A 17,309-nucleotide genomic window follows, 5' to 3' on the forward strand; every position below is an offset into this window, starting at 1 on the left:
CGAGTAGCACGGTGCATCTGTGACGAATCGGACCGGCGAGGAGCACGGGATCCCGCACGCCCGCTGGTCGAACCCGCTATCCCGGAGAGGCGCGGCGAGCAGCGAAGCCGCTTCGCGTCTCGGCATTGAGGGAGAAGTATGCCTCCGCCGGCTCCCTCCATGCTGGTCGAGCCCGCAGCCCCGCAGGGGCGTATCGAGACCCACCAGCTACAGCGGATGAGGCGTCTGCGCTCATCTCCTGACGGACGTGGATCTCGATACGCCCGCTCCGCGGGCTACTCGATCAGCCAGGAGGGGGGCCGGGTCAGCCGCGGGTCGCGACGATGTCGCGCAGGGCCTCGGCGAGGTGGGGGTGGGCGAAGGCGAAGCCGGCGTCCTCGAGGCGGCCGGGGACGACCCAGCGGCTCTTGAGCAGGAGCTCGGGCTCGGTGCGGAGCAGCAGAGTCGCCGGCTCGAGGACGAAGCGGGGAGCCGGCAGGCCGAGGCGGCGGCCGACCGTCGCGCGCAGCAGCCGCGACAGCTCGGTGTTGTCGCTGGGGTTCGGCGAGGCGAGGTTCACGGGGCCCTCGAGCGCCGACTCCTCCAGGAACAGGATCGAGCGGAAGACGTCCTCGACGTGGATCCAGCTGAAGCGCTGACGCCCGTGCGTCGGCCGGTACTCGTGATGCACCCCGGCCTCGCGTCGCGCGCGCGTGCCCGGCCAGTGCCCGTCGAACTGGGGGCCGCCGAGCCCGAGGCGCGCCAGCCGCAGCAGGATCGCCGTCGCCGGCCCGTCGCCCAGCACGATCGTCATCCGCAGCGCGACGCGGCGCACGCCCTGCGTCCCGCCCGCGAAGAACGCCGCCTCCCACGCCCGGGCGACGTCGACCGAGAAGCCCTCGCCGAGCACGCCGTCGCCCTCGGTGTGGGCGCGCTCCTCCTCGTGGCGGTAGATCGTGGCCGTGCTCGCGTTCATCCACGTCCGGGGAGGCGTGGCCGCGGCCTCGATCGCCCGGTGCAGCTCCCGGGTCGTCTCGACGCGCGAGCGGAGGATCTCGGCGCGGTTCGCCGCGGTGTAGCGGCAGTCGACGCTCTTCCCGGCGAGGTTCACGAGCAGCCGGGCCCCGTCGAGGGTCCGCGTGATGCCCGCCGTGTCGCCCCAGCGCGCGTCGGGGCCGGAGCGGCCGATGCGCCGCACCTCCCAGCCGCTGTCGGCGAAGCGCCGGGCGAGGTCGGTGCCGAGGAATCCGCTCGCTCCGGCGAGGACGACGACGGGGCGGTCTGTGGCGCTCATCGCCCCATCGTGCACTACGCGCGTGCGCGTGCTCCGGCGAGAGCGCCGCCGAGACGAGCGGCGAACCCCGGAGGCACCTCGTCGGGCAGCGCGTCGACCGGCCACCACGCCACGTCGTCGCTCTCGTCGCTCACCGCGACCGGCGCGTCGGGATCGGCCACCGCCGCGTACCCCACGTCCCAGTGCGTGCTGCAGCGGCCGAATCCCGAGCCCAGTCCGTGCCGGTCGATGTCGACGGGCAGGTGCCCGAGGAGTCGGAGATCGGCGACTCCGCTCTCCTCGCGCGCCTCGCGCAGGGCGGCGTCGGCCAGGGAGGCGTCGCCGGGCTCGACGTGCCCGCCGAGCTGGACCCAGAAGCGGCCCTTGCGGTGGAAGCAGAGCAGCACCCGGTCGAGCCCCGGCGAGAGCACGAAGCAGCTCGCGGTGAGGTGCTCGGGTCCGCCGTCGCGCTCGAGCGCCGACGCCCCACGCGCCGCGAGGAAGCCGAGGTACTCGTCGCGGAGGTCCTCGAGCGAGCCCGGCCGCCACTCCCGCAGCTCGAGCGAGACCTGGTCAGCACGCGCAGTCGTCACCCGGGAGAGCGTAGGCGAGTCTCCGCTCCGGGCCCCGGACGGAGACTCGCCGGAGGCGTCAGACGGCGAGACCCGCCAGACCCTCGCGGTCGACGCGGCGGTGGAAGCGCATGCCGGCGAGGCCGCCGAGCACGGCACCGATGAGCGAGACGACGACCGCGGCGAGCGCGGTGAGGATCGCCGCGACGGTGGCGTCACCGGCGTCGAGCGGGATGGTCGGGAAGCCGCTGACGGCGGAGAGGACCTCGTTGCCGCCTCCGGTGACCGCCGAGGCGATGCCCACGAGGATCGCGACGATGACGGCCCAGGCCCACACCGCGACGCCCTGCTTCGCTCCGTTGAAGCGGGCCATGCGACCGGCGACGTAGCCGCCGGAGTAGTAGGCGACGAGGAGGATCACCAGCAGCGCGATCGCACCGACCCAGCCGAAGGCGGCGGGGTCGGCGGCGAGATCGGCCGTGACGTCCTGCGTGCCGACGACGGCCGCTCCGATCGCTGTGACGAGGGCGGTGAGGATGACCGCGAGACCGGTCGCCGCGAGCCAGCCGAAGAAGGCGCAGCCGATCTTGAGGCCGCCGAACCTCTCGCGCTCGCGCTGCTGGATGTCCTTGCGCGCGGCGGCGCGGGCCTGCTTCGCCTCGGCCGAGTCCTGATCGAGCGGCGCGCGGTGCTCGGGGGCGGAGCCGGCAGGGGTCGAGCCGGTCGCCGGCCGACTGGTCGCGGATCCCGCGGCGGTCGCACCGGTCGCGGGCCGGCTCGTCGTGGAACCGACTCCGTCGGGAAGCTGCTCGGTCCGGTTCGGGTCGGAGCCGTCGCGGTCGGTGGGCATGCTCATGGGGACCTCCTCGGATGGCCGCGGAGTAGCGGCGCTGGACCCATTGAAGGGCCTCGGCGCCTCCGCAGTCTCGGGGTTGACGGAGCCGTCAAGCCCCTGCGGGCGAGCGGCGCGACCCGCTTGCATGGAGACTCCGACGAGAGGACGTGACATGACTCCGGAATCCCCCGAGCAGACCCCGCCCGGCACCGAGGCCGAGCTGACTCCGCAGGCCGATCACGGCGAGACGAGCTACCGCGGCGCGAACCGTCTCAGCGGCAAGGTCGCCCTGGTCACCGGCGCCGACAGCGGCATCGGCAAGGCCGTCGCCATCGCCTTCGCCCGCGAGGGCGCCGACGTCGCGATCTCGTACCTCGACGAGCACGAGGACGCCGAGGACACCGCGAAGTGGGTGCGCGAGGCCGGACGTCAGGCGCTCCTGCTCCCCGGCGACCTGCGCGACGCCGCGCACTGCCGCGAGGTCGTCGCCACGACGGTCGAGACGCTCGGCCACCTCGAGGTGCTCGTCAGCAACGCGGCGTTCCAGATGAGCCGCGAGGAGGTCACCGACATCCCCGACGAGGAGTGGGACCGCACGCTGGCCACCAACCTCAGCGCCTACTTCCACCTGGTCAAGGCGGCGCTGCCGCACCTGAAGACGGGCGCCTCGATCATCGCGACCAGCTCCGTGCAGTCGGACCAGCCGTCGTACCAGCTGCTCCCCTACGCCGCCACGAAGGCCGCGATGCTCAGCATGACCGCGTCGCTCGCCCAGGCGCTCGGCTCGAAGGGCATCCGCGCGAACAGCGTGGCGCCCGGCCCGATCTGGACGCCGCTGATCCCCTCCACGATGCCGCAGGAGGCCGTCGCCGAGTTCGGCGAGCAGGTCCCGCTCGGCCGCCCCGGCCAGCCCGCGGAGGTCGCGCACGCCTACGTGCTGCTCGCCTCGGACGACGCGAGCTACATGAGCGGCTCGACGATCGCCGTCACCGGCGGGAAGCCGATCCTCTGAGCTCCCTGATCTCCCACCGAGGTGCGGTAGGTTCCGGCGCGTGAGCGTGCACATCCGGAGCATCGAGACGGCCGTCCCTCCGACCGTGCTGCAGCAGTCCGGCATCCGCGATCTCTTCGCCGAGCAGCCCGGCGTCACCCGCCTGGCGTCGCGGCTGATCGGAGCGGCGTTCAACGCCTCCGGCATCGACACGCGCAACACGGTGGTCGACGAGCTCGACCGTAGCGAGCACGAGGGCGAGAGCGTCTTCTACGACCGCGAGTCGGGGCTGCTGCTCGACCCCGGCACGGCGGCCCGCAACGCCCTCTACACCGCCCGTGCTCCCGAGCTCTTCACGGAGGCGGCCCGCCGCGCCCTCGAGTCCGCCGAGTTCGGGCCGACCGACGTCACGCACGTCGTGACCGTCTCGTGCACCGGCTTCTACGCACCCGGACCCGACTACCAGCTCGTGCGCCGGCTCGGCCTCGCGCCGTCGACGCAGCGCTTCCACCTCGGCTTCATGGGCTGCTACGGCGCCTTCCCCGGCCTCCGCGCCGCCCAGGCGTTCTGCGAGGCCGACCCGGAGGCGGTCGTGCTCGTCGTCGCGGTCGAGCTGTGCAGCATCCACCTCACCGCCTCGAACGACCCCGAGCAGATCGTCGCGTCCTCCGTCTTCGCCGACGGAGGCGCCGCCGCCGTCGTCACGGCGCGCGAGCCCGCCCCCGGCACGGCGGTGCTCGAGATCGACTCCCTCGCCTCCACCCTCACCCCCGAGGGAGAGGACGAGATGGCGTGGACGATCGGCGACCACGGCTTCGCCATGAGGCTGAGCACCTACGTGCCGGCGATCATCGGCAAGAACATCACGGAGGCGCTCGCCGCACCGCTCGGCGAGGTCGGCCTGGGTGTCGGCGACATCGCCCGCTGGGCCGTGCACCCCGGCGGCCGCAGCATCCTCGACCGCGTGCAGAGCGCGCTCGAGCTCGACGACGAGCAGCTCGCCCCCTCGCGCGAGGTGCTGCGGACGAACGGCAACATGTCGAGCGCGACGGTGCTGTTCATCCTGCGCCGCCTCCTGCACGGCGAGGCGCGCGACGGCGAGCGGATCGGCGCGATGGCGTTCGGGCCGGGCCTCACCGTCGAGATGGCACTGCTCACCAAGCGGGGCGGAGCGTGAGCGTCCGCGCGCCCCTCCGCCCGGACCTCCGGCAGCGCGAGACCGAGGCGCGCGAGCTGATGGACGACCCCGACTGCGATCGGGCGCTGCTCGACGCGACCTACGCGCGGTTCCCGAGGGTGAACCGGCTCGTCTCGGGGTGGCGCGGGCTGTACCGGGCGCGGGTGCGGCCCCTCCTCAGCGCCGGCGATCCCGTGCGACTGCTCGACATCGGCTCGGGCGGGGGCGACATCGCCCGCTCGCTCGCCGGCTGGGCCCGCGAGGACGGCCTGCGCCTGTCGATCACCGCAGCGGATCCGGACGAGCGCGCCTACGCCTACGCCACGTCGACTCCCGCACCGGCCGGGGTCGAGTTCCGTCGGGCGAGCAGCTCCGAGCTCGTCGCCGAGGGCGCGAGCTTCGACATCGTCGTGTCGAACCACCTGCTGCACCACCTCGATCCGGAGGCGCTCCAGTCGCTCCTCGCGGACAGCGAGCGGCTCGCCCCGCGCGCCCTGCACAACGACATCGAGCGCTCGCGGCTGGCCTACACGGCCTACGCGATGGCGACCCGGCCGATCGCGGCGGGCTCGTTCCTGCACTACGACGGGTCGCTGTCGGTGCGGCGCAGCTACACGGCGCCGGAGCTGCGCGCCGTGGCCTCCGAGGGCTGGCGGGTGGAGCGGGCGGCTCCGTACCGGCTGCTGCTGGTGCGCCAGGTGCCGTCGAGCTAGGGCTTCGGCGGCTCGTTCTGCGAGCGGAAGTACTGCCAGCCGGCGAGCGCCAGGATCAGCACGCCGCAGACGATGGTGATGATGTCGGGGACGGTCACGCCGTCGGCGGCGGAGGAGATGCCGGCACCGAGCAGCAGCACGCCTCCGATGAGGTAGAGGATGACCCTCGTCTTCACGGCACTTCGCTTTCGTCGGACGGCACGGACTCCTGGAGGGTATCCCGTCCGGCTGGCAGACCTTCGGCTCGTGGGACCGGGTTCGGCTCTCAGGAACGTGTTCGGCTCTCGGAATCACGTTCGGCTCGCTGGAACCGCCCGAATCAGCGAGCCGAACCGGATTCGACGAGCCGGAGGTGCCGCCCGCCCGGGTTCCTGAGCCCGACGGCCCTGCCTCTCAGCCTCGCGCTCGTCAAGCCCACCCCCCGTCTCAGGGTCAGGTCGTAGCGTCGTCCTCAGCGTCCCGACGGTGTCCCGCCGGACGCGCCGACGGACGGAGACGATGATGACCGAGACCGCGCGAGCAACCGGCCTGCCCACCTTCACGAGCCAGCAGGACGCGAGCACCACCAAGGAGCCGACCGAGGCGCGCCGAGCGCCCGACTCCGCGTCGACCTCGAGTCAGCAGGTCATCGGCTGCCGGATCGACGTGAGCGGCCGCACCTTCACCGTCGAGCTCGAGATGGCCGGCATCTTCCTCCGCCAGGTGCGCAGGAGCCTGCGCGACGGCACCGGCGCCTCCGTGCTGCTGCGGCACGTCGACGGCATCGAGATGATCCCTTTCACGCGTGCGACGCCCTTCGAGGTGACCGACATCGTCTGCCCCGAGGGCGTCGAGCCGGCCGAGGCGCGCGCCGCGGCCGGCCTGCGTGCTCGCTAGGGCCTGTTGAACACGAGACCGCCGTCGCGAGCACGGCCTGATCGTGCGATCTGCAAGGAGCGGATCGAAGGCCCATGCGGGCATGGGCCGAGATCCGCGACGCCGCAGATCGTGCGATCAGGCTGAGCGGAGCACGCGGGATCGTGTTCGACAGGCCCTAGGCGGGCAGCGACTGCTCGATGAGTCCGACGATCTTCGGGTCGTCGGGCTCGACGGTCGGGCGGAAGCGGTGCACGGTGCCGTCGGCGGTGACGAGGAACTTCTCGAAGTTCCACTTCACGCGGCCGGCCTTGCCGCTGTCGTCCTCGGTCTTCGTCAGCTCCGCGTAGAGCGGGTGGGCCGAGCGTCCGTTGACCTTGACCTTCTCGAACATCGGGAACGTCACGCCCCACGTCGTCGAGCAGTACTCCTTGATGCGGTCCTCGTCGCTCAACTCCTGCAGGAACTGGTTGCTCGGGAAGCCGAGGACCGTGAAGCCGCGGTCGCCGTACGTCTTCTGCAGGGCTTCGAGCTTCTCGTACTGCGGCGCGAGTCCGCAGCGGGAGGCGACGTTGACGATGAGCTTCACCGGCGCGTAGTCGGCGAGCGTGGACGGCGTGCCGTCGATCGTGGTGAGAGGGATGTCGGTGATCGTCACAGGATCTCCTTAGAAGGCGGGATCGCCAGGCTATCGATCGGAGCCGGGAGCGCGCCGCGAGTCCTCCACAGGCCCTCCCTGCCGGCCGATCTCGCCACCTCGGCGCAACTCCCTCCCACTGACGGCGCCGCGGCACCACCATGGAGCCATGGCCCCCTCGTCGCAGCAGCTCGTCTCGGTGGGTGGGCGGCGCCTCCGCCTGACCAACCTCGACAAGGTCGTCTATCCCGAGGCGGGGTTCACCAAGGCCGACGTCCTCGCGTACTACGCCTCGGTCGCCTCCGCGATGCTGCTGCACCTGGCCCGGCGGCCGGTGACCCGCAAGCGCTGGGTCGACGGCGTCGGCACGGCCGAGCACCCGGGCGAGGTCTTCTTCGAGAAGAACCTGCCCTCCTCCGCGCCCTACTGGATCAGCCGGGCGCGCCTCAGCCACTCGTCGCGCGACGTCGAGTACCCCCTCGTCGACGACGTGGCCGGCCTGACCTGGCTCGCCCAGCAGGCCGCCCTCGAGCTGCACGTGCCGCAGTGGCGGGTCGGCTCCGACGGCGAGCGCCGCCCGCCCGACCGGCTGGTGCTCGACCTCGACCCGGGCGAGGGGGCCGGGCTCGCCGAGTGCGCCGAGGTCGCCTTCCTCGCGCGCGACCTGCTCGAGGGGATGGGGCTCGAGCCGTACCCCGTGACGAGCGGCAGCAAGGGCATCCACCTCTACTGCCCGCTGGAGGCGTCGGCGACGAGCGACCAGATCTCGTCGGTCGCGCACGAGCTCGCGAAGGTGCTCGAGGCCGACCACCGCGATCTCGTGGTGTCCGACATGAAGAAGACGCTGCGCGACGGCAAGGTGCTCGTCGACTGGAGCCAGAACAGCGCAGCGAAGACGACGATCGCGCCGTACTCGCTCCGCGGGCGGCTGCTGCCGAGGGTGGCGGCCCCGCGCACGTGGGACGAGATCGGCGCGTCCGATCTGCGGCACCTCGCCCCCGACGAGGTGGTCGACCGGCTGCGCTCCGGCGGCGATCTGCTGCGCCCGGTGCTGGCCTCCCGCGGGGCGGGGCTCGAGCCCACTCCCGAGCGGTTGGCGGGGTTCGCGGCGACCGACGCCTCCGCCGATCGCCTCGCCGCCTACCGCAGCATGCGCGACGCGTCGAAGACCCCCGAGCCGGTGCCCGATCCCGGCGCCGGGATCTCGTCGTCCGGAGACACCTTCGTGATCCAGGAGCACCACGCACGGCGCCTGCACTACGACTTCCGCCTCGAGCACGACGGCGTGCTGGTGAGCTGGGCCGTGCCGAAGGGCCCGCCGCTCGTCGGCGACCCCAACCGGCTCGCGGTGCAGACGGAGGATCACCCGCTCGAGTACGCGACGTTCGAGGGCACCATCCCGGCGAAGGAGTACGGAGGCGGCGAGGTCCGCATCTGGGACGAGGGGACCTACGCGCTCGAGAAGTGGCGCGAGGGCGAGGAGGTGATCGCCGTTCTGACCGGTCGGCCCGACGGCGGGCTCGGCGGTGAGCCGCGCCGGTACGCGCTGCTGCACACGGGCGCGAAGGGCGGAACGGGCGACGAGAAGAACTGGCTGCTGCACCTGATGACGGGAGGCCCTGGCAAGCACGCGCCGCAGGGTCGAGGTACCGCCACTCCGCGCGCCGCTCCTCGACAGCTCGTGGACCTCCGGCCCATGCTCGCGACCGCCGGCCGCGCCGGGGAGATCGCCCCCGACGCCGCGATCGAGATGAAGTGGGACGGCTACCGCGCCCTGGTCCGAGTGAGCGGCGGAGTCGTCACCCTGACCAGCCGTAACGGCAACGACCTGACGCCGGCGTTCCCCGACCTCCTCGCGCCGATCGCCGAGGCCTGCGGCGACGCCGTGCTCGACGGCGAGATCGTCGCGCTCGACGCGCGAGGCCGACCCGACTTCGGGCTGCTGCAGACGCGCGGCGGGCTGACGAAGCCGCGCGAGATCGAGGCCGCGGTGCGCGCGACTCCGGTGCACCTGATGGTGTTCGACGTGCTCGAGCTCGCGGGCTCGGCGGTCACCGGAGTCGCCTACGACGAGCGCCGCGCCGCCCTCGTCGACGTCGTGGTCGAGAACGAGCGGGTGCACGTCCCCTCGGTCTTCGAGGGCGACCTCGACGAGGCGATGGCCACGAGTCTCGCGCTGGGTCTGGAGGGCGTCGTCGCCAAGCGCCGCTCCTCCAAGTACCAGGCGGGCAGCCGCTCCCGGGACTGGATCAAGCTGACCCACCACCGCGTGCAGGAGGTGGTGATCGTCGGCTGGCGCCTCGGCGAGGGCGGACTGCAGGGCTCGGTGGGGTCGCTGCTGACGGCGATCCCCGACGCTGACGGCCACCTGGAGTACTCGGGCCGCGTCGGCACCGGCTTCAGCGACCGCGAGCGCCGCGGCCTCGTCGATCGCCTCGCCGAGCACGCGACCGACGAGCCGGCGGTCTCGGTGCCGCCGGAGGAGTCGCGCGACGTGCGCTGGGTCGCGCCCGTGCTGGTCGGCGAGGTGCGGTACCGCGAGCGCACCGCCTCCGGAACCCTGCGCCACAGCGTCTGGCGCGGCTGGCGCGCCGACAAGTCGGCCGCGGAGGTCCGGGCGGAGTAGGCGGGCGCGGGCGGCGCCGCCTACGATTCGCCGCGGGGGTGTCGCATGCGGACAGGACGCCGACCGCGGGCCGCGGCAGCCGCAGTCGGCGCGCTGCGGGTCGGAGCCGTCCCGGCCCGGCGACTGTGGGCGGTCGACGAGCGGCCGGACGACGGCGGGCCGACTCCGTGACCTGGGATCCGACGGCGTCGAGGAGGAAGGTCGCGCTGTCGATCGCCCTCGCGTCGGTCGGCGGGGTGGGGCTGGCGGTGACCGCGATGCTCGCCGCTCTCTGCGTGCTCGCCTCGCTCGCCGCGGTCGGCCTCTGCGCCGCCACCTACCGGGGCGTGTTCGTCGAGGTCTACGACGAGCCGATCGACTGCCTCGCGGAGCCCGCCTGGGCCTTCTTCTGCTGGTTCTCGATGGTCGGCCTCGGGGCGCTGGCCTCGTTCGGAGCGCTCCTGATCGGATCGGGCCGACCGGCCGTCGGCCTCACGGTCGCCGCGGTGATCGCGCTGGCGACGATCACGGCCGGAGCGCTGACGAGCGAGCCGCTCGCCCCCTGGTGGCCCTGGGTCTGAGCCCGGCTCCCGAGACGCACCCCCTCAGTCCAGCCGCACCCCGCGCAGCAGCACCAGCGTCGACCCGACCACCACGCCGGTCCCGATCAGCACCCCGCCCGCGCCCGCTGCCGCGGCGATGACTCCGAGCAGCGACGGCAGCGCGATCAGACCGACCCGGTTGCCCGCGAGCCGCAGCGACAGCGCGCGCCCGTGGCGGTCGGCGGGCGTCCGCTCGATCAGCCACGACATCGTGATCGGCTGGCCGATGCCGAGTCCGAGGCCCATCAGCGCCACGGCCACGAACAGCAGGGCCGTCGGCGCCGGCAGCGCGACCAGCACCAGGCAGACCGCCGAGACGACGATCCCGGCGACCATCACGCGGGTGCGGCCGAGGCGCGCCGTCACCACTCCGAGCAGGAGGCGCGACGCCATCGACGCGAGCGCCCGCACGGTCAGCAGCGCCCCGACGACGCCCGCGGGCAGGCCGCGCTCAGCGCCGAGGGCCGGGAGGTAGACGATGGTCAGGTCGACGGCGGCCACCACGATCGCGCTCGTCGTGAGCGCCCGCGCGAGGCCGGGCATCCGCAGCAGGCTCAGCGTCGAGCCCTCGGACGGTGTCTCGGCGACTCGCCGCGGCGCAGACCGGATAGCGACCGTCACCACGAGCAGCATCACCGCCAGCACCCCGCCGACGACGAACAGCGGTGCCGGATCGGGCCGCACCGCGCCGCCCGCGAACAGCGGGATGAACGCCGGACCGATCGCCTGCCCGAGCGACGCGGCGAACGTGTAGTAGCCGAACCGGCTGTCGAGGCGCGTTCCCGCCGCGCCTCCCGCGACCACCGCCTGCTGGCCGACGACGCAGCCCAGGTGCCCTGCGCCGAGCAGGGCGATGCCGATGAGCAGGCCGGCGATCGTGCCGCCCGCGAGCAGCAGCACCACCGCGGAGGCGACCGTCACCGCCGAGCCGCCCGCCATCACGATTCGCGCGCCGACCCGGTCGACGAGCCCGCCGACGGGCAGGGCGATCAGCAGCGGCACTACCGCGAAGGAGGCGCCGAGCGCTCCGAGCGCGAACGCCGGCACATCGAGCTGGATCGCCTGGTAGACCGCAGCGGGCCGCAGCAGGAACGCGACGGCCTGGATCAGCGTCGCGTGCACGAGGAGCGCCGAGGTCGAGAGGGCTCGCACGGTGGCCTCCCTCTCGGCGGTCGAGGCGTGCGCAACCGAGGTCGAGAGCGCGCCTCGACCACGCTAACGGGCTGACGGCGATCCTCGACCTCGGTTCTGCACGTGGTCGCGCCGCCTCACTCCGCCCGGGCGTGCTCCGGCAGCGTCCCCACGCGGTGGCGCCCGCGCAGCCGGTACCAGCCGAGCCCCACGGCCACCACGACTCCGATCACCGCGAACGCGATGTACCGCAGGGGCCCGTCGCCGTAGACCTCGGCGCGCGGCCAGGCGAGGTTCACCGTCATCGCCGCGCCCCACAGCACCGCGACGAGGTTCACCGGCAGCCCGAACCGGCCGAGCGAGAAGTACCCGCCGGAGGAAGGCGCCCACTGCCCTCGCAGCCGCTGGAGCAGCAGCGGCACCGTGACCAGCAGGTAGGCGACGTAGATCATGATCACGGCCACGCTCGTCACCGCCGTGAAGATCTCGGGGGTGCCGATGTTCACCGCGAGGATCAGCACGGCGAGCACCCCGACCACGACGGCGGGCAGCACCGGAGTGCCGTGGCGCGAGTCGATGCGGGCGAGTCGGGCGCTCCCGGGCAGCGCATTGTCGCGGGCCATGGCGAAGACCATCCGGATGCCCGCGGTGTGCACGGCCAGCGCGCAGACGGTGATCGCGACGACGACGCAGACCAGCAGCACGCGGCCGAGCGGGCCGCCCAGCACCTGCAGCACGATCAGCTGCAGCCCGCCCGTCGCCAGCGCCGGGTCGGAGAGGTCGGGCGCGGCCAGGATCCCGAACAGCAGGATCAGCCCGCCGATCACGAACGAGGCGACGACCGCGCGCAGGATCGCGGTCGGGGCGGTGCGACGCGGATCGACGGTCTCCTCGCTGAGCGAGCCGGCGGTGTCGAATCCGTACATCACGTAGGCGGAGGCGATCGCGGCGATGAGGAACGCGCCCGCGTAGCCTCCGGACGTGCCGCCGGGCACCTCGATCAGCACGGTCGGCGGATTCACGATGTTCACGGCCAGGAGGATCACGAGCAGCACGGCCGCGATCAGCTCGATCAGCACTCCGGTGCTGTTGATCCGCGCCATCAGCTTGACCCCGAAGGCGTTCACCACGGTCGTGAAGGTCACGAGGATCGCGCCCCAGATCACCGCGCTGACGCCGGCGCTCGCGCCCGTGCCGTCGCCGACCAGCTGGAAGCCGCTCCAGATCTGCGGCAGCGTCACCTGGTAGGCGAGTACCACCGCGGCGAGCGTGACGACGGAGGCGGTGGCCATCATCCACCCCGCGAGCCAGCTGACGGTCGGGCCCGCCACGCGCTTGCTCCAGTTGTAGACCGAGCCGGCCACCGGATAGCGCGCCGCGAGCTCGGCGAAGCAGAGCGCCACTGCGAACTGCCCGACGAACACCATCGGCCACGACCACCAGTACGCGGGGCCGCCGAAGCCGAACCCGAAGCCGAAGAGCTGGAACGTGCCGGTCAGGATCGAGAGGTAGCTGACCCCGGCGGCGAAGCTGCCGAAGCGCCCGATGCCGCGGGTCAGCGACTGCCGGTATCCGAACTCGGCCATCCCGTCATCGGCCACTCGACTGGTCACGCGGCCACACTGCCAGGTGAGTGACCCCGGCGGCCGCCCCGCGCACGTTCGGGGGTGAAGATCGCGACCTCCCGCTACCCTCGAATCCTGCGACGGGAGCTCTGAATGCTGGCGACGATCCTCGAGGTCCTCTCCCTCGTCGGCATCCCCCTCGGCCTCCTCGTGCTCGGCGCGAGCCTGATCGCCCTGGTCGCCGACGGGCGGTGGATCAGCACGACCGCCTATCTCGAGGACGGACCGCCGCGCGCGCTGCACTGGATCAGCGACGACGGCGAGGTCGGCTCGCGCGCGCTCCGCGACGACGACCCGCTGGCTCCGCGCGGCGACTCCGACCGCCGCTCCGTCTACTACCGCGAGGACGAGCCGGCGCGGATCCGGCTCCACCGCCGGAGCGAGGCGTTCCGCGTCCTGAAGCTCGTCGGCCTGCTCCTGACCGGGATCGGCGTCGCCTGCGGGATCGTCTCGACGGTGCTGCAGATCCTCGGGGTGTGACGCGCCAGGTGAGGTGACCCTTCCTCCGAGTTAGGTTAGGCTCCCCTCATGAATCGCATTCTGAGAAGTCGCACAGCCATGCCCGCCGGACTCGCCGCGGTCGCTCTCCTCCTCGCCGGCTGCTCCTCGTCCGCCTCCGACGCCGAACCGAGCGCGGACGCCACGGTCGTCGTCGAGAACGCGAAGCCGACCCTGACGCTCGTCGACGAGGACGGCGAGCAGTCGTACCAGGAGGACCGCACCGTCGCCCGCGACTCCGTCGAGGTGCCGCTGTCCCCCTCCGCCGTGGTGACCTTCGACATCGCGACCCTCGACACGCTGCACACGATCGGCGCGGGCGAGGCCGTCGTCGCGATCCCCGATGCGACGCTGCCCGACTACCTGTCGGAGTACGCCGATCTGCCGAAGGTCGGCACGCTGTTCGAGCCCGACTTCGAGGCCGTCGCCGAGCTCGACCCCGACCTGATCGTCACCGCCGCGCGCAGCACCGGCCAGTACGACGAGCTGTCCGAGATCGCCACCACCATCGACCTGACCGGCAGCTACGCCGGCACCTTCGATCCGGCCGCCGCGCTCGAGCGCGCCACCCAGCTCGGTGAGATCTTCGAGCGCGAGGACGAGGTCGCCGAGGCGGTCGCCGAGACGGAGGAGCTCGCCTCGACCATCAGCGGCAGCGCCTCGGGCACCGCCCTGGTTCTCTCGGTCTCGGGCGGCGAGTACAGCGCCTTCGGCGAGGGCTCGCGCTTCGGCTACTTCTTCGACGGCCTCGGCTTCACCCCCGCGGTCCCTGCGGCCGAGCTGCCCGGCACCGAGGGATCGCCGCACGGCGACACGGTGACCAACGAGTTCATCCTCACCGCGGCACCCGAGTGGATCTTCGCCTTCGACCGCGGCGCCGCCACGGGCGAGGCGAGCACCGCCGAGCAGACCCTCGACAACGCCCTGGTCGCCGAGACCCCCGCCGCGCAGGACGACCGCATCGTGCTGCTGCCCGCCAGCGAGCTCTACATCGTGATCAACGGGCTCACCTCGGTGCAGAACGTCCTCGAGTCGGTGCACGACGCGATGCAGAGCTGAGCGGCGACCGACTCCCCGTGACTCCCCGCTCGCTGATCGTCGCGGGGGTGGCCCTCGTGGCCGCCCTCGCGACGATCTCGCTGTTCCTCGGCGTCGCCGAGCTCGACGCCTTCGTCCTCGTCGAGAGCAGGCTGCCGCGCACCCTGGCCCTGCTGCTCGCCGGATCGGCCTTCGCCGTCATCGGGCTGATCATGCAGCTGCTGACCCGCAACCGTCTCGTCGAGCCCGGGACCACCGGCGCGACCGACGCGGCCACCCTGGCACTGCTCGCGATCCTCCTCCTCGCCCCCGATCTGCCGATGGGGGCGAAGGCGGCCCTCGCGTCGGTCGGCGCTCTCGCCGGGGTGCTCGGCTTCCTCGCCCTGGCGCGACGCATCCCCTCGCGCTCGAGCGTGCTCGTGCCCGTGGTCGGCATCCTCTACGCGGGGGTGATCGGAGCCGCCACCACGTTCATCGCGTACCGCACCGACGCGCAGCAGGAGCTGCTCAACTGGGGTGTCGGCGACTTCTCGGGCATCCTCCGCGGGCGCTACGAGATGCTCTACGTCGCGGCGGCCGCGGCGGCCGTCGCCTGGATCGCCGCCGACCGCTTCACCGTGGTCGCCCTGGGCGAGGACACCGCCCGCGGCCTCGGGCTCGACACCCGGGCCGTCATGCTGACCGGAGTCGTCATCATCGCCGTCGTCACGGGGGTCATGATCGTCGTGACCGGGGCGCTGCCCTTCCTCGGACTCATCGTGCCCAACCTGGTGAGCCGCATGGTCGGCGACAGCATGCGCCGCTCCGTGCCCCTCGTCGCCCTGCTCGGAGCAGCCCTGGTCCTGGCCTGCGACATCATCGGCCGCACCGTCCGGTTCCCCTTCGAGCTGCCGATCTCGCTGGTGATGGGGATCATCGGCGGAGTCGTGTTCCTCCGCCTGCTGATCGGGCCGGCACGTCGACGGGCGGCCTCGTGACCCTGCGCTCCCCGTCGCTCCGCCTCCTCCTCCTCGCCACGGCGGCCGTGGCGGTCGTCGGCCTCTACCTCCTCACCGACCTCCCCGGGCGCTGGGAGTACGCTCTCGGGCTCCGCGGTCGCACCGTGCTCGGGATGGCTATCGCCGCCTCCGCCATCGGAGTCGCGACCGTGCTCTTCCAGACGATCACCGCGAACCGCATCCTGACGCCGGGGATCATGGGCTTCGACGCCGTCTTCCTGATGATGCAGGTGGTGGTCGCCTTCGCCGTCGGGCCGATGCTGCTGGTCGCCGCACCTCCCCTCGTGACGTGGCTCGCCGAGCTCGTGCTGATGACGGGAGTCGTCGTCGCGCTCTACTCCTGGCTCTTCGTGCGGCGCAGGCTCGATCTGCACGTGATCGTCCTGGCCGGCCTCGTCCTGGGGGTGCTGCTCCGCTCGATCACGGGGTTCCTGCAGAGGCTCCTCGACCCCGACACCTTCGCGATCGTGCAGAACCTCACCTTCGCGAGCTTCACCTCGGTCGACCGGGAGCTCCTGCTCCCGACGGGCGTCCTGGTCGTCGCGGCGATCGCCGCACTGTGGCCGATCCGCCGCGCGCTCGACGTGCTCGCGCTCGGCGAGGCGACCGCGGTGTCGCTGGGGGTCGAGCACCGCCGCACGGTGATGCACGTGGTCCTCGCGATCGCGGTGATGGTCGCGGCCTCGACGGCGCTCGTCGGCCCGGTCGCCTTCTTCGGGCTGATCGTCGCGAACGTCGCCTACGGAGTGGTCGGCCATCGCCATCTGCGCAGCATCCCGGCCGCGGTGCTGGTCGGAGTGGTCGCCCTGGTCGGCGGGCAGCTCGTCCTCGACCGCGTGCTCGGATTCGGCACCGAGCTCCCCGTCGTCATCGAGTTCGTCGGCGGCATCCTCTTCCTCCTCCTCGTCCTCACCGGAAGGGCCCGCTGACATGATCCGCACCACCTCCGTCATCAAGCGGCACGGCCCCCTGGTGGCCGTCGACGGCGTGACCCTCGAGATCGGAGTCGGCGTCACCGCGATCATCGGGCCCAACGGCTCGGGCAAGTCGACGCTGCTCTCCGCGATCGGCCGGCTGGTGAAGGCCGACGAGGGCACCGTCACCGTCGACGACCTCGACGTCGCGACCACCCGCTCGCGCGAGATCGCGACGCGCCTGGCGATCCTCCGCCAGGACAATCACCTCGCGATCCGACTGAGCGTGGAGGAGCTGGTCGCCTACGGTCGATTCCCGCACGGAGGCCGGGGCACCTCCCCGGAGGACCGCGCCCTCGTCGATGCGGCGATCGCTGCGCTGGACCTCTCGACGGTGCGCGACCGGTTCCTCGACGAGCTCTCGGGCGGCCAGCGCCAGCGCGCGTTCGTCGCGATGGCGCTCGCGCAGGACACCGACCACCTCCTCCTCGACGAGCCCCTCAACAACCTCGACCCGCGCCACGGCGTCGTGCTGATGAAGCTGCTGCGCCGCCTCGCCGACGAGCGGAGGATGACGATCGTCGTGGTGCTGCACGACATCAACGTCGCAGCGCAGTTCGCCGACCGCGTCATCGCCCTCCGGGACGGGCGGGTGGTGCACCACGGGTCGGTGGCGGAGGTGGTGACGGCGTCGCACCTCGAGGCGCTCTACGACACCCCCGTCGCGGTCGAGCGAGTGGCGGGTCGGCACGTCGTCCTGTGGCTGTGACCCGCTTCGTCGTCGCCGACGAAAGGCCGTTCTGTCGCTAGCCCCCGCCACCGCGCGCATGTTAACGTGAACACCAGCCGCCTCCACGTTCCCCGAC

Annotated in this window: 18 protein-coding genes; 11 read left to right on the forward strand and 7 right to left on the reverse strand. The window is 72.5% G+C overall.

The features are described 5' to 3' along the window. Positions 1-304: 304 nt before the first annotated feature. Genes GRS92_RS18290 through GRS92_RS18300 form a run of 3 tightly spaced genes read right to left on the reverse strand, consistent with a single transcriptional unit; the run spans position 305 to position 2,680 of the window. A complete protein-coding gene (locus GRS92_RS18290; protein ID WP_159859638.1) occupies positions 305-1,273 on the reverse strand; it encodes an epimerase in 969 nt (322 codons plus the stop codon). A 14-nt stretch (positions 1,274-1,287) separates the two neighbouring features. Continuing rightward, on the reverse strand, positions 1,288-1,845 hold the full coding sequence (locus GRS92_RS18295) for an NUDIX hydrolase (protein ID WP_235022118.1): 558 nt from the start codon (positions 1,843-1,845) through the stop codon (positions 1,288-1,290). A gap of 58 nt (positions 1,846-1,903) precedes the next feature. Continuing rightward, the gene (locus GRS92_RS18300) at positions 1,904-2,680 is read right to left on the reverse strand and encodes a hypothetical protein (RefSeq protein WP_235022119.1); all 777 of its coding nucleotides are present in this window, start codon (positions 2,678-2,680) and stop codon (positions 1,904-1,906) included. Between the two features lie 151 nt (positions 2,681-2,831). Here GRS92_RS18300 and GRS92_RS18305 point away from each other — a divergent pair, with 151 nt between their 5' ends. The 3 genes from GRS92_RS18305 to GRS92_RS18315 are packed head-to-tail and all read left to right on the forward strand — an operon-like array spanning position 2,832 to position 5,540. Then, a complete protein-coding gene (locus tag GRS92_RS18305; protein ID WP_159859641.1) occupies positions 2,832-3,671 on the forward strand; it encodes an SDR family oxidoreductase in 840 nt (279 codons plus the stop codon). 40 nt (positions 3,672-3,711) lie between these two features. After that, positions 3,712-4,827: a type III polyketide synthase gene (locus GRS92_RS18310; RefSeq protein WP_159859644.1), complete on the forward strand. Its 1,116-nt coding sequence runs from the start codon at positions 3,712-3,714 to the stop codon at positions 4,825-4,827. Next, on the forward strand, positions 4,824-5,540 hold the full coding sequence (locus GRS92_RS18315) for a class I SAM-dependent methyltransferase (protein ID WP_235022120.1): 717 nt from the start codon (positions 4,824-4,826) through the stop codon (positions 5,538-5,540). The genes GRS92_RS18310 and GRS92_RS18315 overlap by 4 nt, the downstream gene beginning before the upstream one ends. On the opposite strand, the gene GRS92_RS18320 is transcribed toward GRS92_RS18315, so the two are convergent. After that, a complete protein-coding gene (locus GRS92_RS18320) occupies positions 5,537-5,716 on the reverse strand; it encodes a hypothetical protein (protein WP_159859647.1) in 180 nt (59 codons plus the stop codon). The two genes, GRS92_RS18315 and GRS92_RS18320, sit on opposite strands and share 4 nt — an antisense overlap. 322 nt (positions 5,717-6,038) lie before the next feature. On the opposite strand from GRS92_RS18320, the gene GRS92_RS18325 reads away from it, so the two are divergent. Continuing rightward, a complete protein-coding gene (locus GRS92_RS18325; protein ID WP_159859650.1) occupies positions 6,039-6,416 on the forward strand; it encodes a hypothetical protein in 378 nt (125 codons plus the stop codon). A gap of 157 nt (positions 6,417-6,573) precedes the next feature. On the opposite strand, the gene GRS92_RS18330 is transcribed toward GRS92_RS18325, so the two are convergent. Then, positions 6,574-7,053 carry a glutathione peroxidase gene (locus GRS92_RS18330; RefSeq protein ID WP_159859653.1) on the reverse strand — a complete coding sequence of 160 codons (480 nt, stop codon included), beginning with the start codon at positions 7,051-7,053 and terminating at the stop codon, positions 6,574-6,576. A gap of 148 nt (positions 7,054-7,201) precedes the next feature. On the opposite strand from GRS92_RS18330, the gene GRS92_RS18335 reads away from it, so the two are divergent. Then, positions 7,202-9,658 carry an ATP-dependent DNA ligase gene (locus GRS92_RS18335; RefSeq protein WP_159859656.1) on the forward strand — a complete coding sequence of 819 codons (2,457 nt, stop codon included), beginning with the start codon at positions 7,202-7,204 and terminating at the stop codon, positions 9,656-9,658. Between the two features lie 167 nt (positions 9,659-9,825). After that, complete coding sequence (locus tag GRS92_RS18340) at positions 9,826-10,218, forward strand: hypothetical protein (protein WP_159859659.1); 393 nt, start codon at positions 9,826-9,828, stop codon at positions 10,216-10,218. 24 nt (positions 10,219-10,242) lie between these two features. Here the strand turns inward: GRS92_RS18340 and GRS92_RS18345 are convergent, their stop codons facing one another. Together GRS92_RS18345 and GRS92_RS18350 are read right to left on the reverse strand one after the other, a co-directional pair. Further along, the gene (locus tag GRS92_RS18345) at positions 10,243-11,391 is read right to left on the reverse strand and encodes an MFS transporter (protein ID WP_159859662.1); all 1,149 of its coding nucleotides are present in this window, start codon (positions 11,389-11,391) and stop codon (positions 10,243-10,245) included. Positions 11,392-11,507: 116 nt separating this feature from the next. Next, on the reverse strand, positions 11,508-12,983 hold the full coding sequence (locus tag GRS92_RS18350) for an APC family permease (RefSeq protein WP_327437458.1): 1,476 nt from the start codon (positions 12,981-12,983) through the stop codon (positions 11,508-11,510). Positions 12,984-13,088: 105 nt separating this feature from the next. Here GRS92_RS18350 and GRS92_RS18355 point away from each other — a divergent pair, with 105 nt between their 5' ends. The 5 genes from GRS92_RS18355 to GRS92_RS18375 all read left to right on the forward strand — a co-directional run bounded on the left by GRS92_RS18355 (position 13,089) and on the right by GRS92_RS18375 (position 17,212). Further along, on the forward strand, positions 13,089-13,475 hold the full coding sequence (locus tag GRS92_RS18355; RefSeq protein ID WP_159859665.1) for a hypothetical protein: 387 nt from the start codon (positions 13,089-13,091) through the stop codon (positions 13,473-13,475). A gap of 78 nt (positions 13,476-13,553) precedes the next feature. Then, positions 13,554-14,552: a siderophore ABC transporter substrate-binding protein gene (locus tag GRS92_RS18360; protein WP_159859668.1), complete on the forward strand. Its 999-nt coding sequence runs from the start codon at positions 13,554-13,556 to the stop codon at positions 14,550-14,552. Positions 14,553-14,569: 17 nt separating this feature from the next. Then, positions 14,570-15,508, forward strand: a complete 939-nt coding sequence (locus GRS92_RS18365) for an iron chelate uptake ABC transporter family permease subunit (protein WP_235022121.1) — start codon at positions 14,570-14,572, stop codon at positions 15,506-15,508. Beyond that, complete coding sequence (locus GRS92_RS18370) at positions 15,505-16,458, forward strand: iron chelate uptake ABC transporter family permease subunit (protein ID WP_159859671.1); 954 nt, start codon at positions 15,505-15,507, stop codon at positions 16,456-16,458. Before GRS92_RS18365 ends, GRS92_RS18370 begins: the two co-directional genes overlap by 4 nt. Before the next feature lies 1 nt (position 16,459). Then, positions 16,460-17,212, forward strand: a complete 753-nt coding sequence (locus GRS92_RS18375) for an iron ABC transporter ATP-binding protein (RefSeq protein ID WP_159859674.1) — start codon at positions 16,460-16,462, stop codon at positions 17,210-17,212. The last annotated feature ends 97 nt before the right edge of the window (positions 17,213-17,309 follow it).

It is taken from the genome of Rathayibacter sp. VKM Ac-2754 (assembly GCF_009807095.1).
In the GTDB taxonomy this organism is placed as follows: domain Bacteria; phylum Actinomycetota; class Actinomycetes; order Actinomycetales; family Microbacteriaceae; genus Rathayibacter.

What these genes read in the sequence shown, in the direction of transcription:
- GRS92_RS18290 (WP_159859638.1), bottom strand. Translation starts at nt 1,273, where the DNA reads ATGAGCGCCACAGACCGCCCCGTCGTCGTCCTCGCCGGAGCGAGCGGA.
- GRS92_RS18300 (WP_235022119.1), bottom strand. Translation starts at nt 2,680, where the DNA reads ATGAGCATGCCCACCGACCGCGACGGCTCCGACCCGAACCGGACCGAG.
- GRS92_RS18305 (WP_159859641.1), top strand. Translation starts at nt 2,832, where the DNA reads ATGACTCCGGAATCCCCCGAGCAGACCCCGCCCGGCACCGAGGCCGAG.
- GRS92_RS18325 (WP_159859650.1), top strand. Translation starts at nt 6,039, where the DNA reads ATGATGACCGAGACCGCGCGAGCAACCGGCCTGCCCACCTTCACGAGC.
- GRS92_RS18335 (WP_159859656.1), top strand. Translation starts at nt 7,202, where the DNA reads ATGGCCCCCTCGTCGCAGCAGCTCGTCTCGGTGGGTGGGCGGCGCCTC.
- GRS92_RS18355 (WP_159859665.1), top strand. Translation starts at nt 13,089, where the DNA reads ATGCTGGCGACGATCCTCGAGGTCCTCTCCCTCGTCGGCATCCCCCTC.
- GRS92_RS18360 (WP_159859668.1), top strand. Translation starts at nt 13,554, where the DNA reads ATGCCCGCCGGACTCGCCGCGGTCGCTCTCCTCCTCGCCGGCTGCTCC.
- GRS92_RS18375 (WP_159859674.1), top strand. Translation starts at nt 16,460, where the DNA reads ATGATCCGCACCACCTCCGTCATCAAGCGGCACGGCCCCCTGGTGGCC.